The organism is Dokdonella sp. GW821-FHT11D02 (genome assembly GCF_058808595.1).
The window spans coordinates 1,871,719-1,885,417 of the sequence record NZ_CM179520.1 but is presented as its reverse complement, the minus strand read 5'-3'; the positions used below and the strand labels follow the sequence as shown (position 1 = coordinate 1,885,417).

The window sequence follows — 13,699 nt, the reverse complement described above, 5'->3', positions numbered from 1 at the left end:
GCACACCTCCGTGGCCGGATCGCTCCGGCCGAGATTTTTTCGTCGCGCTAGCTTGCGCTTACAACCAGCGCCCGTAGCGTCGGATGTAGAGCACCTTGACCGCCTGAGTCAGCCCGCAATAGCACAGCAAAGTCAGCGCGAGCCAGGCGAAATACGCCGGCGGCAGCGCAACCATGCCGATCTTCGCACCGAGCGGGGTGAACGGGATCAACATGCCGGCGAGCATGATCGTCGCGGTCAACGCCAACACCGGCGCCGCCGCCCAACTGTGCAGGAACGGAACCCTGCGCGTGCGGATCATGTGCACGATCAAGGTTTGCGAGAGCAAACCCTCGACGAACCAGCCGGACTGGAACAAACCCTCGTGCTGAGCCGAGTTCGCGCCGAACACGTGCCACATCAAGAGAAAGGTGGTGACGTCGAAGATCGAGCTGATCGGCCCGATGCGCAGCATGAAGCGGCCGATGTCGCCGGCGTCCCAGCGCTGCGGCTTGCGCAGGTATTCCTCGTCCATGCGGTCGAACGGAATCGACAGCTGCGACAGGTCGTACAACAGGTTCTGCACCAACAGCTGCAGCGGCAGCATCGGCAGGAACGGCAGGAACGCGCTCGCGATCAGCACGCTGAACACGTTGCCGAAGTTCGAGCTGGCGGTCATCTTGATGTACTTCATGATGTTGCCGAAAGTGACGCGCCCTTCGAGCACGCCCTCCTCCAGCACCATCAGGTTTTTTTCGAGCAGGATGATGTCGGCCGACTCTTTCGCGATGTCGGTGGCGGTGTCGACCGAGATGCCGACGTCGGCTTCGCGCAGGGCCGGCGCATCGTTGATGCCGTCGCCGAGAAAGCCGACCGTGTGGCCGCAACGCTGCAGCGCCTGCACCACGCGCGCCTTCTGCAGCGGCGACATTTTCGCGAACACCACGGTATGCGGAACCAGCGCGTCCAGCGCCGCGTCGTCGAGCGCTTCGATCTCGCTGCCGCGCACCGAATGCTCGACCGCGAGGCCGACCTCGGCGCAGATCTTGCGCGTGACCGCTTCGTTGTCGCCGGTGATCACCTTGACCGCGACGCCGTGCTCGCGCAGCGCGGCGATCGCCGACGCGGCGCTGTCCTTGGGCGGATCGAGAAACGCGAGGCAACCGACCGCGACCAGCTCGGCTTCATCGGCGACGCCGTAGGCACGCGCGCTCGGCGCCTGCCGCTTGACCGCGACCACCAGCACGCGCAGGCCGTCGTCGTTGAGGCGGCGGGTCATGGTGCGGATCGCGCGGCGGCGCTCGTCGGTGATCGGCAGCACGCGCTCGCCGACCTTCTCGTAGGCGCTGATCGCGAGCATTTCCTCGACCGCGCCCTTGCACACCAAGAGTTCGCCGCCCTCGCCGTCGGTCAACACCACCGACATGCGCCGGCGCTGGAAATCGAACGGGATCTCGTCGAGCACGCGATAGCGCTGCGCCAGATGTTCGAGGTCGCGGTGCGCGAGCACGGCCTTGTCCATCAGGTTGCGCAGGCCGGTCTGGAAATGGCTGTTGAGCCAGCCGTAGGCGAGCACCTCGTCGTTGTCGCGGCCGTCCAGATCGAGATGCCGTTCGAGCACGATCTTGTCGAGCGTCAGCGTGCCGGTCTTGTCCGTGCACAGCACGTCCATCGCGCCGAAGTTCTGGATCGCATTGAGGCGCTTCACCACCACCTTGCGCCGCGACATCGCGATCGCGCCGCGGGCGAGATTGGCGGTGACGATCAGCGGCAGCATTTCCGGCGTCAGCCCGACCGCGACCGAGAGCGCGAACAGGAATGCCTCGAACCAGTCGCCCTTGCCGAAGCCGTTGAGCAGGAACACCACCGGCACCATCACCGCCATGAAGCGGATCAACAGCCACGACACGCCGTTGACGCCGCGATCGAAGCTGGTCTGCGCGCGCTGGCCGACCAGGCTGGCCGAGAGCGAACCGAGATAGGCGCGCGCGCCGGTCGCGACCACCACGCCGGTGGCGCTGCCGCTGACCACGTTGGTGCCGAGATAGCAGACCGTCGGCAGATCGAGCGGATTGTCGGGCGCACTTTGGATCGTGGGCTCGTCGCGAACCTGCGCCGCGGTCGGCGCCGATTTTTCGACCGGCAGCGACTCGCCGGTCAGGATCGCCTGGCTGACGAACAAGTCCTTCGCCGCGACCAGGCGCAGGTCGGCCGGCACCATGTCGCCGGCGCCGAGGTGCACGATGTCGCCGGCGACCAGTTCGTCCACCGGCACGTCGATGCGCTCGCTGTGGCCGTCGGAGGCGCGCCGCGTCACCGTGGCGGTGTTGCGCACCATCGCCTTCAGCGTCTCGGCGGCCTTGGAGGAGCGATATTCCTGCGTGAAGGTCAACAGCACGCTGATCGCGACCATCGCACCGATGATCAAGGGCCCGATCAAGTCGTCCGGCTCGGTGACCAGCTGCACGCCGGCGAGCAGCAGCAGCACGATGATGAACGGGTTCTTGAACGCGCGCAGCAGCTGCACGCTCCAGTGCGGCGCGCGTTCGTGCGCGACTTCATTCGGACCGTCGCGCTCGAGCCGCGCGGCGATCTGTTCCTCGCCGAGGCCAGCGGGACTCGTGTCGAGCGCGGCGTACAACGCGTCGACGTGGCGAAACGCTTCCAGAGCGACCGCGACGCGCACGGGCGCATTCTTCGCCGCCTTGGCGGCGACGCTTGCGGGATTCTTCTTGAACATGGCTGACTTCCGTCGAACGAATCGGACCCGCGCGCAAACGCGCGGGATGGGCGACGATCGGGGTGACGGCAGGCGGACGCGTCGAGTCTCTCGCGTGACGAGAGAGCGCGCGCCGGCGCGGCGTCAGCGGCTAGACGGAGGCTCGTGCAAAGCGGGCCGCAGCGGCATGCTGCGATGGAAATCGGTCAAACGCACGGCGCGCGCGGCATCGACGACGACGGTGTCGGCGACGCGCGGCAACGGCACGGTGATCCGACGCGGGCGGCGCACGCCGCCGCGCGCGAAACGCGCAACGAAAAAATCGCGAATGAGCTTCATGGCCCATCTCCTTCGACAGCGCCGACGGCGCCATCCGGAGCGGGCCGGACTTCCCTAGTCGAGGAAAGCGCCGGCCGATCGCAGAGGATCGCCGCAGGCAACGAATGTTGTTTGCAGCGCCGGCATCCGATGCTCGCGGATGTCGACGCAGCGACTAGGGTGGTCGTCCATATCGTCGTGGGTTGATGACAAGGGCTGCAGCGGAACGCGGGGTCCCGTGCGGCGCGCGGATTCTCTGCCTCGACATCGAGGTCGTCAACCCCTGCGCGAAGAATTTTTCTGTTCGAGCGGAACGATGGATCGGCGCCCGCCGCTCAGACGTACGGAGTTCCGACCATTGCCGCCTCGAGGCCGAGGCTGCCCTTGTCGACGGCGGCGAGAAAGACGGCTTTCGCCTCCTCCACATCGTGCCGCTGGCGGTAAATCGCGTGCGCTTGGATCAAAGCCACGGTCCAGGTCGCCAACAGCAAGCCGGCCGCCAGCTGAGCGTCGGGATCGGACGGCTCTCGCCCGACGGATTCGGCCAGCGACGTGGTCACCAGCTGAGCGATCTCGTCGCGAATCGCGCGCGCGCGCGCCTTCAGCGTTTCGCTGCCCTCGATCGTCTCGACGAAACTCTGGCTGCCGGCCGAGAAGCGCACGTACGGGCTCTGTTCCGCCGCCAGACGATGCGCCAGCCGGCGCAAGGTTTCGATCGGAGCGAGCTTGGGGTCCCGCTCTCGTAACGCTGCTCGCAGCACCTCGCGTCCTTCCTCGTCGCGATCGAAGAACAGGTCTTCTTTGCGCGGGAAGTGATTGAACACGGTCATCCGCCCGACGTCGGCGGCGGCCGCGATCTCATCCACCGTCACGCGGTCGAAGCCGCGCTCGAAGAACAGGCGCGTGGCGGTGTTGGAAATGTCCTGCCGCGTGGCGAGGCGTTTGCGGGTGCGACGGTCGGAGGGCGTTGACATGGCGTCGATGATAGTCCAATTTATGTACTGAGTACATATTTTGATTCGATATATGAATGAGTTCGTCGATGTGGTCGTCGTGGGAGCCGGGCCGGTCGGACTGCTGACCGCGATCGAGCTGACTTTGAGCGGCGCGCGCGCGCTCGTGCTGGAGCGGCTCCCCGCCGCCAGCACGGCGGTGAAAGCGCTGGGCATCGGACCTTTGGGCTGCGAAGCCTTGCAGCGCCGCGGGATGGCCGCGGCCATCGCCGCCGAAGAAGCGCGCAGCTTCGCGGCGATGAAACAGCAGCCCGGAGCGGAGTCGCGCGGACGTGCGTCGAAATTCAGCGGTCATTTCGCCGGCCTGTCGCTGCTGCGAAAGGACGTGCAGAGAGAACCGGAACGGCGTCCGCGGCCGGTGGGGCAGCACGCCATCGAAGCCATGTTGGCCGAGCGAGCGAGCGCGCTCGGGATCGAGCTGCGCCGCGAGTGCGAGCTCAGCGGCTTCGTGCCGACGGAAGAAGGCGTCGAGGTGGAATGGACTTCCCCGAGCAACGCCGGCCGCATCCGCTGCGCTTACCTCGTCGGCTGCGACGGCGGGCGCAGCTCGGTTCGCAAGATGGCCGGCTTCGACTTCCCCGGCACACCGCCGACTTCGACGTTCTACCAAGCCAGCGTCGAGATCGATCACCCCGAACGTTTGTTGCCGGTCGGCTGGCAGCGCACGTCGAGCGGCGTGTTCTCCTACGGGCCGGCGCCGGGTCGCCTGGTCATGCTCGACTTCAGCGGGCCGCCTGAAGATCGCGCGGCGACGGTCACGCGCGAGGAGATCGAAACCGTACTGCGTCGCGTCAGCGGCGCGGACGTGCGCGCGCAGGCGCTCGAGTACGCCAGCCGCTGGACCGACAACACGCGGCTGGTCGACAGCTACCGCCACGGCCGCGTGCTGCTCGCCGGCGATGCGGCGCACGTGCACACGCCGTTCGGCGGCCAGGGCCTCGGCCTTGGCCTCGTCGACGCCGCCAACCTCGGCTGGAAACTCGCCGCCGTCGTTCGCGGCGAGATGCCCGCGAGCCTGCTCGACACCTATACGGCCGAACGGCGACCGGTCGCCGCCGCCGTACTGGCCAATACCTTCGCCCAGGTCGCGATCATGCGGCCCGATCCGCAATCGGGCGCGATGCGCGATCTCATGGCGAGCTTGTTGGAACTGGACGACGTCAACCGACGCATCGGCGAGATGATGAGCGGTCTTTCCACTCGCTACGATCTCGGCTCCGAGCGCGACGAGGTGGGACGGCTGATCGGCGACCGATCGCTCGGCCGCGCCGGCGCCGAGGTCTCGCTCTACGACCTCATGCAGGACGGCACGGGCGTTTTTCTCGACGCGTCGACCGACGCGACGGCGTCCGCGCTCGTTGCCGCTCACGCATCGAAGATTCGCTGCGTCGCGGTCGACGGTGGGCCGTCGATGCTGATCCGTCCCGACGCCTGCGTGGCTTGGGCCGGCGAGCAGAACGCTACCGACGGATTGGAAGCGGCGCTGCGCCGCTGGTTCCCGCAGACAACGAAATAAGCGAGGTCGGCGCGCTTCAGCGCTCCGGCGGCGGCGGCGCGAGCACGGTGCGGTTGCCGTTGGTTTCGGCCGCACTGACCACGCCGTCCTGTTCCATCTTCTCGATCATGCGCGCGGCGCGGTTGTAGCCGATCTTCAAGCGCCGCTGCACGCCGGAGATCGAAGCGCGGCGCGACTCGGTCACGATCGCGACGGCCTGGTCGTAGAGCTCGTCGTAGTCGCCGCCCTCGCCCGAGGACTCGTCCTCCGGCAGGCCGGACTCGCCGATGATCTTGCCGTTGCCGAGCGACTGCACTTCCTCCAGCACGCCCTCGATGTAGTCGGGCTCGCCCTGCGCCTTCAGCCAATTGACCACCTTGTGCACTTCGTGATCGTCGACGAAGGCGCCGTGCACGCGCTCGGGCGCCGCGGTGCCCGGCGGCAGGTACAGCATGTCGCCGTGGCCGAGCAGGGTCTCCGCGCCGGACTGGTCGAGGATCGTGCGCGAATCGATCTTGCTCGAAACCTGGAACGCGATGCGCGTGGGAATGTTCGCCTTGATCAGGCCGGTGATGACGTCGACCGACGGGCGCTGCGTGGCGAGGATCAGGTGCACACCGGCGGCGCGCGCCTTCTGCGCCAGACGCGCGATCAACTCTTCCACCTTCTTGCCGACGATCATCATCATGTCGGCGAACTCGTCGATGATGACGACGATGTAGGGCAAGGGCTGCAGCGGCTCGGCCACGCGCGAAGGTTGCGAGGCGTCCGGGCGGAACATCGGATCGAGCAGCGGCTGGCCGGCGTCGTCGGCGTCCTTGACCTTCTTGTTGAAGCCGGCCAGGTTGCGCACGCCGACCGCGGCCATCAGCTTGTAGCGCCGCTCCATTTCGGCCACGCACCAGCGCAAGGCGTTGGCCGCTTCCTTCATGTCGGTCACGACCGGCGCGAGCAGATGCGGAATGCCCTGGTAGACCGACAGCTCCAGCATCTTCGGGTCGATCATGATCATGCGCACGTCGCGCGCGCTGGCCTTGTACAAGAGGCTCAGCACCATCGCGTTCAACGCGACCGACTTGCCCGAACCGGTGGTGCCGGCGACCAAGAGGTGCGGCATCTTCTGCAGGTCGACCACCACCGGCGCGCCGCCGATGTCCTTGCCGAGCGCGAGGGCGAGCGGCGATTTGAGCGTGTCGTATTTGCCCGAGCTCAAGATCTCGGAAAGAAAGACGATCTCGCGATGGGTGTTGGGGATTTCCAGGCCGATCACCGATTTGCCCGGAATCACGTCGACCACGCGCACGCTGACCACCGACAGGCCGCGCGCGATGTCCTTGTCGAGGCTGGAGATCTGGCTGCCCTTGATGCCGGGCGCCGGCTGCATCTCGAAGCGCGTGATGACCGGCCCGGGATGCGCACTGACGACCTGCGCCTCGATGCGGAAATCCTTCAGCTTGAACTCGACCTGGCGCGACAGCGCTTCGAGCGTTTCCTCCGAATAGCCCTTCGCCTGCGGTTTGGGTTCGTCCAAGAGCGACAGTGGCGGCAGTTCGCCGTCGCTGGACGCGCCGGCGAACAACGGAATCTGCGTCTCGCGCTTGGCCCGCTCGCTCTTCTCGATCGGCGCGATCACCGGCTCGATCTTGACCGGCTCGCGCTTGGACTGCTTGACCGTCTCGACCTTGCGCACGACCTCGCGCTCGGCGCGCGCCTCGCGCGCGGCGTTCCAATCCTCGGCCTTGCGCATCTTGCTGGCGACGCTGCCGCCGGCGCCGAGCAGGAAGCGGCCGATCGTGTCCATCAGCTTGAACCACGACAGCCCGGTCGCCAGCGTGATCGCGACCAACAGCAGCGCGAGCAGGAACAAGCCGGCGCCGAGCGGGCCGAAGCTGTGCATCAAGCCGCTGCCGATCGCGCGCCCGAGCACGCCGCCGCCACCGGCCGGCAACACGCTCGGGCCGCCCCAATTGAGGAAGGCCAGCCCAGGCGCGGCGACGAAGAACGCGGCAAAACCGATCAGGCGCAGCGCCGGTTCCAGCGGGGAGCGCTCCTCGGTCGTGGCGCCGCGCAGCACCACCGCGCCGACCGTCAACAACAGGACCGGCAAGGTGTAGGCGACGATGCCGATCAGGAAAAATTCGAGATCGGCGATCCAGGCGCCGAACGCTCCGCCGAAGTTCTTGATCGGCAGCGCCGGGTCGCCCGCGTGCGAGAAACCGGGATCCTGTGCGCTGTAGGTCAACAGGCAGGCGAACAGATAGACCGCCAGCGGCAGCAACAGCAGGAACGCCGCTTCACGCAGGCGCTTGTGCCATTGCTCGTTGAGCCGGGGAGCCGGTTTGGATTCTTTGAGTACGCGTGCCACTCGTACAATCTACCCGAAATACCCAATACAAATCATTGAACAATTTGAAAAGGGAGTCTTGCGCGCCGAAGCGGGAATCGAGCTGTCCAGGACCGCAAAGCGCCTGCTCGATCGAAATTCGCGGCGCGCTGACACGCTACTTCCGCGCCGGCCGATTGCCGCCGTATTGCGCGCCGAAGCGCCAGGCCAGAATCAAGGCGAGTAGAAAAGCCCCGCTGGCCGCGGTGGCGACATCCGCCAGCGCGCGCAGATCGAACTGGCCGATCTGAAAGATCAGGCCGTAGCCGGCTGCGATGTTCAGCGCCGCCCAGACGACGTTGAAAAGAGCGCTGGATTCGCCGCGACCGCGCGGCTGCGCGAACGGGGTCGGAAAAGCCCGGCCCGACGTGCCCGCGACCAGATGAGGAATCGCATTGGCGAGAAACGCGCCGCCGAAAAACCAGGCGATCTGCATGTCGACCCCGATGCTTGCAGCGGTTCGCGAACGAACCCGCGAGGCGGATTCGTTCGCTCGATTCCGTGCGCCGATCAGCTCTTCAGCGCCGGGTGCACGATCTTGCCGCCCTCAACGTTGATACCCTTCTTGAGCGGCTCGAACTTCTTCCAGTTCTTGTCCGAGGCGAGCCGGTTCACGTACGGCAGGATCGCCGCGCAGATCGCCTGCGAGGAGGTCTGCGGTACCGCACCCGGCATGTTGGTGACGCAGAAGTGGGTGACGCCGTCGACGACGTAGGTCGGGTGAGCGTAGGTGGTCGGCTTGGACGTCTCGAAGCAGCCGCCCTGGTCGATCGAGATGTCCACCAGCACCGAGCCCGGTTCCATCGACTTGACCATCGCGCGCGTGACCACGTGCGGCGCCTTCGCGCTCGGGATCAGCACGGCGCCGATGACGAGGTCGGCGTCCTTGATCTCGCGCGCGACGGTTTCCTCGTACGGATACAGCGCGGTCACGTTCGGCGCCAGATTCATCATTTCGCGCAAACGGTCCTGGCGCTTCTCGAACACGATCACGTTGGCGCCGCCGGCGGCGGCGAGTTCGGCCGAGTTGCGGCCGGCTGCGCCGGCGCCGAACACGATGACCTTGCCGCGTTCGGTCGAGGGCAGGCCGCCGAGCAGCTTGCCCTTGCCGCCGGCCGGCTGGTGCAACAGGTGCGTGCCGATCTGGGTCGCGATGCGGCCGGCGATGATCGACATCGGCGCCAACAACGGCAGCGAACCGTCGGCCTCTTCCACCGATTCGAACGCGACGCCGGTCAGGCCGATTTCGAGCAGGCGCTGGGTCAGCTTCGGATCGGGCGCGAGGTGCAGGTAGCAGAACAGGAGATGGTCTTTGCGCAGCAGCTTGAGGTCGCCGGCGATCGGCTCTTTGACCTTGACGATCAGCTCGCCCGCTTCGTAGAGCTTCTTCGCCGTCGCCGCGATCTTGACGCCGACGCGCTCGAAGTCTTCATCCTTGAAGCCGCTCTTGAGGCCGGCTCCGGCCTGCACATAGACCTCATGGCCGCGGCGCACGAGATCGCCGCAAGCGGCCGGTACGAGCGCGACGCGCCCTTCCAGGGTCTTGGTTTCCGAAGGCACACCGATACGCATTACGCATTCCTCTTGGGGACGTTCAGCCAGTCAGGGAAGGCGCCTTGAATCGTGCCTGCGTTCCCTCCATTCTCCTGCTCCCCGCATGAGCCTGCGCCGCTGCGCGGCAAGGTCGGAGCAGGAAGGGGGATTGGACCGACCGGCGCTGCACTTTTGTGCCGGTATCGGAAGAAAACGCCACGAATCGGTCGCCTCGAAAGCGGCCTGGATTATACATGAGCACTGCCAAGCACTCGCGCCTGATCATTCTCGGTTCCGGCCCTGCCGGCTACACCGCCGCGGTGTACGCCGCACGCGCCAATCTCAAGCCCACGCTGATCACCGGCCTGGCCCAAGGCGGCCAGCTGATGACCACCACCGATGTCGACAACTGGCCCGGCGACGTCGAAGGGTTGCAGGGACCGGACCTGATGCGGCGCATGGCCGAGCACGCCGAGCGCTTCAACACCGAGATGGTGTTCGACCACATCCACAGCACCGATCTTTCGCAGCATCCGTTCCGCCTCAAGGGCGATGCCGGCGAATACACCTGCGATGCGCTGATCATCTCCACCGGCGCCACCGCGAAATATCTCGGCATCCGCTCGGAAGAACACTTCAAGGGCAAGGGCGTGTCCGCCTGCGCGACCTGCGACGGATTCTTCTTCCGCGAGCAGGACGTCGCCGTGATCGGCGGCGGCAACACGGCGGTGGAAGAAGCGCTATATCTGTCCAACATCTGCCGCAAGGTCACCCTGGTGCATCGCCGCGACAAGCTGCGCGCGGAGAAGATCATGCAGGACAAGCTGTTCGAGAAAGAGCGCGCGGGCAAGATCGAAGTGGTCTGGAACCACGCGGTCGACGAAGTGCTCGGCGACGACACCGGCGTCACCGGCCTGCGCCTGCGCAGCACCGCCGACGAGAGCAAGCGCGAGATCGCGGTCAGCGGCGCGTTCATCGCGATCGGCCATACGCCCAACACCTCGATCTTCGAGGGCCAGCTCGAAATGAACAACGGCTACATCAAGATCCAGACCGGGCTCGCCGGCGGCGCGACCGCGACCAGCGTGCCGGGCGTGTTCGCCGCCGGCGACGTCGCCGATCAGGTCTACCGGCAGGCCGTGACCTCGGCCGGCTTCGGCTGCATGGCGGCGCTGGATGCCGAGAAGTACCTCGACAAGGGTTGAGGCGGGAGCCGCCTCTCCGGCAGTGAAAGCGCGCTTCCATCGGCGGCTCGACGAGATTCCCGCCGCCGCCTGGAACGCGCTGCGCGCGGACGACAATCCGTTCCTCGAGCACGCCTTTCTGGCCGGGCTCGAGCAGCACGGTTGCATCGACGCGCGCACCGGCTGGCAGCCGCATCACCTGGGTCTGTACGACGGCGAGCATCTGGTCGCCGCGGCGCCGCTGTACCTGAAAGGCAATTCGCACGGCGAGTTCGTGTTCGACTGGTCGTGGGCGCACGCCTACGAACAACACGGTCTGGACTACTACCCCAAACTGCTGTGCGCGGTGCCCTATTCGCCGGTGACCGGACCGCGCCTCCTGGTCGGCAACGGCACCGACGCGAACGCCTTGCGCGCGACCCTGATCGCGACGCTGCGCGGCGAGACCGAGCGCCTGCGTCTTTCGTCGGCGCACCTGAATTTCGCCACGGACGAGGATGCGGCCGCCTTCGCCGGCAGCGCTTGGCTGCCGCGCGGCGATTGGCAGTTCCATTGGGACAACCCGGTGTCCGAGAGCGGCGCCGGCTGGCGCGACTTCGACGACTATCTCGCCGCACTGAACCACAAGAAGCGCAAGAACATCCGCCACGAGCGAGCACGCGTCGCGCGCGCCGGGGTCGACTGCGTGGTGCGCCACGGTGACGAACTCGCCGACGCCGACTGGCAGGCGCTGCACGATTTCTACTTGGCGACCTTCGACGAGAAGGGCAACTACGCCGCGCTGACGCTCGATTTCTTTCGCCATCTCGGCCGCACGATGCCGCGCCAGGTCGTCGCCGTGCTGTGCCGGCGCGACGATCGCTGGATCGCCGGCGCCTTGATGCTACGCAGCTCGAGCACCTTGTACGGACGCTACTGGGGTGCGCACGAACAGGTCGAAGCGCTGCACTTCGAAGCCTGCTACTACCAGGGCATCGAGTATTGCCTGCGCGAAGGCTTGCGCCGCTTCGAGCCCGGTGCGCAGGGCGAGCACAAGCTCGCGCGCGGCTTCCTGCCCACGCGCACGCGCTCGTTCCACTGGATCGCCGACCGGCGTTTCCGCCAGGCGATCGCCGATGCGCTGCAGCGCGAGACGCACGCGCTCGAGGAGTATCGCGAGGATCTGCTGGCGCATTCGCCGTTCGCGCAGCACGCATGATCCGCCTGCCCTTCCTCGATCCGGGCGACCCCGACGCGTTTCCGCCGATCGAGCACGCGCTGCGCGAACCGGACGGACTGCTCGCCGCCGGCGGCGACTTGTCGCCGCAGCGGCTGCTCGCGGCGTATCGGCGCGGCATCTTCCCGTGGTTTTCCGACGGCGAGCCGATCCTGTGGTGGTCGCCGTCGCAACGCAGCGTGTTCGACACCGCGGCGATGCACGTGCCGCGCCGGCTCGCGCGCTGGCTGCGCCGCTGCGATTGGAGCGTGCGCGCCGATCACGCCTTCGGCGAGGTCGTGCGCGCCTGCGCTGCGCCGCGCGCGACGCAGCGCGGCACTTGGATCACGGCCGAGATGCTCGCCGCGTACGAGCGGCTGCATGCGCTCGGCCATGCGCATTCGGTCGAAGCCTGGGACGGCGAACGATTGGTCGGCGGCATCTACGGCGTCGCCGTCGGACACATGTTCTTCGGCGAATCGATGTTCAGCGCGGACACGCACGGCTCCAAGGTCGCCTTGCTAGGCCTCGCCGCCGCGCTGCGCGAATGGGGCTTTCCGCTGCTCGATGCGCAACTCGCATCGAGTCATCTGTCCACGCTCGGCGCTTTCGAGCTGCCGCGCGAAGATTTCTGCAAGCGCGTCGTCGAACTGGCCGCGCCGGAAGCGGACATCGGTGCATGGACCGGGCGGCGCCTGCCGCAGCCGCGCGAGTTCACCGGCTAATTGCACAGCCGCGCCAGGCGATACCTTGTCGCGCTCAATGAGAATAACTATCATTTGCACCAATCGGCGGCTGCGGCAATGCACGCCGATCCGCAGGCAGAAGACGAGCCGCGCCCGCATCCACCACGCGTTTCGTCGATCCACCCAGCCGAATTTCCGCGACGCCGAAACCGGCGCACCGATCGCGACATGAGGACGGGTAGCACGCCCTCCTGTGCCGCGGCCTGGGACATCGCGCCCCATCCCCAGCCATCACGCTCCGCCGGAAAATGTACAGCTCCCTTCGCTCCGATCCGCCGCTACGCTCCGAGATGACCCAGCACGCCGTCGAACGCGTCACTCACGTTCACCACTGGAACGACAGCCTGTTCTCGTTCCGCACCACGCGCGACGCCGGCCTGCGCTTCGTCAGCGGCCAGTTCCTGATGATCGGATTGCCGCTCGATGGGCGCCCGCTGATGCGCGCCTACAGCGTCGCCAGCCCCGGCTGGGCCGAACATCTGGAGTTTTTCAGCATCAAGGTCGAGAACGGCCAGCTCACCTCGCGCCTGCAGCATTTGCAGGTCGGCGACGAGATCCTGGTCAGCCGCAAGCCGACCGGCACGCTCGTATTGCACGACCTGCATCCGGGCCGCCATCTGTATTTGCTCGGCACCGGCACCGGCCTCGCGCCGTTCATCGGCCTGATCCAGGACCCGGAGGTGCTGGAAGCCTACGATCGCATCGTGCTCGCACACGGCGTGCGCGAGACGGCCGACCTCGCCTACGCCGAGTTCATCGAACGCGAGCTGCCGCAGCACGAATTCCTCGGTCCGCAGCTGCGCGAGAAGCTGGTCTACCTGCCGAGCGTCACGCGCGAACGGTTTCGCATCGAAGGCCGCCTGACCGAGCTGCTCGACGACGGACGCCTGGCCGAGCTGGCCGGCCTGCCGCCGCTGCATCCCGCGCGCGACCGCCTGATGATCTGCGGCAGCCCTTCGATGCTGGCCGACACGCGCAAGCTGCTCGATGCGCGCGGCTTCCATGCCTCGCCGCGCTCGGGGCATCCGGGCGACTACGTTTTCGAGCGCGCTTTCGTCGAGAAATAGCCGCCGATCGGCACGATCGGAGCCGTTCGCTTCACGTCAAGGCGCGATCGTGGCAGAATCGCGCGCC

The 13,699-nt window shown here is 66.9% G+C and carries 11 protein-coding genes; 5 read left to right on the top strand and 6 right to left on the bottom strand.

Features of this window, described 5'->3' with window-relative positions:
- Positions 1–58: 58 nt before the first annotated feature.
- From mgtA to AC3QL3_RS07885, 3 genes are all read right to left on the bottom strand, one after another.
- Positions 59–2,719: a magnesium-translocating P-type ATPase gene (mgtA, locus tag AC3QL3_RS07895; protein ID WP_492897830.1), complete on the bottom strand. Its 2,661-nt coding sequence runs from the start codon at positions 2,717–2,719 to the stop codon at positions 59–61.
- Positions 2,720–2,842: 123 nt separating this feature from the next.
- On the bottom strand, positions 2,843–3,037 hold the full coding sequence (locus tag AC3QL3_RS07890; RefSeq protein WP_492897829.1) for a hypothetical protein: 195 nt from the start codon (positions 3,035–3,037) through the stop codon (positions 2,843–2,845).
- A 314-nt stretch (positions 3,038–3,351) separates the two neighbouring features.
- Entirely contained in the window at positions 3,352–4,185 is an 834-nt protein-coding gene (locus AC3QL3_RS07885; RefSeq protein ID WP_492897828.1) for a TetR/AcrR family transcriptional regulator, read from the bottom strand.
- Here AC3QL3_RS07885 and AC3QL3_RS07880 point away from each other — a divergent pair.
- On the top strand, positions 4,070–5,545 hold the full coding sequence (locus tag AC3QL3_RS07880) for an FAD-dependent monooxygenase (protein ID WP_492897827.1): 1,476 nt from the start codon (positions 4,070–4,072) through the stop codon (positions 5,543–5,545). The two genes, AC3QL3_RS07885 and AC3QL3_RS07880, sit on opposite strands and share 116 nt — an antisense overlap.
- Positions 5,546–5,561: 16 nt before the next feature.
- Here AC3QL3_RS07880 and AC3QL3_RS07875 read toward each other — a convergent pair whose 3' ends face one another.
- From AC3QL3_RS07875 to ald, 3 genes are all read right to left on the bottom strand, one after another.
- Positions 5,562–7,898: a DNA translocase FtsK gene (locus AC3QL3_RS07875; protein WP_492898894.1), complete on the bottom strand. Its 2,337-nt coding sequence runs from the start codon at positions 7,896–7,898 to the stop codon at positions 5,562–5,564.
- Between the two features lie 127 nt (positions 7,899–8,025).
- The gene (locus AC3QL3_RS07870) at positions 8,026–8,343 is read right to left on the bottom strand and encodes a hypothetical protein (protein ID WP_492897826.1); all 318 of its coding nucleotides are present in this window, start codon (positions 8,341–8,343) and stop codon (positions 8,026–8,028) included.
- Positions 8,344–8,417: 74 nt separating this feature from the next.
- Positions 8,418–9,479 (bottom strand): alanine dehydrogenase, encoded by a 1,062-nt coding sequence (gene ald / locus AC3QL3_RS07865; protein WP_492897825.1) that lies wholly within the window; start codon positions 9,477–9,479, stop codon positions 8,418–8,420.
- A 215-nt stretch (positions 9,480–9,694) separates the two neighbouring features.
- Between ald and trxB the strand changes: the two genes are divergently transcribed.
- From trxB to AC3QL3_RS07845, 4 genes are all read left to right on the top strand, one after another.
- Complete coding sequence (gene trxB, locus AC3QL3_RS07860; RefSeq protein ID WP_492897824.1) at positions 9,695–10,645, top strand: thioredoxin-disulfide reductase; 951 nt, start codon at positions 9,695–9,697, stop codon at positions 10,643–10,645.
- The gene (locus AC3QL3_RS07855) at positions 10,617–11,822 is read left to right on the top strand and encodes a GNAT family N-acetyltransferase (protein ID WP_492897823.1); all 1,206 of its coding nucleotides are present in this window, start codon (positions 10,617–10,619) and stop codon (positions 11,820–11,822) included. The genes trxB and AC3QL3_RS07855 overlap by 29 nt, the downstream gene beginning before the upstream one ends.
- Positions 11,819–12,544, top strand: a complete 726-nt coding sequence (gene aat / locus AC3QL3_RS07850) for a leucyl/phenylalanyl-tRNA--protein transferase (protein ID WP_492897822.1) — start codon at positions 11,819–11,821, stop codon at positions 12,542–12,544. The genes AC3QL3_RS07855 and aat overlap by 4 nt, the downstream gene beginning before the upstream one ends.
- 311 nt (positions 12,545–12,855) lie before the next feature.
- Complete coding sequence (locus tag AC3QL3_RS07845) at positions 12,856–13,632, top strand: ferredoxin--NADP reductase (protein WP_492897821.1); 777 nt, start codon at positions 12,856–12,858, stop codon at positions 13,630–13,632.
- Positions 13,633–13,699: the final 67 nt, after the last annotated feature.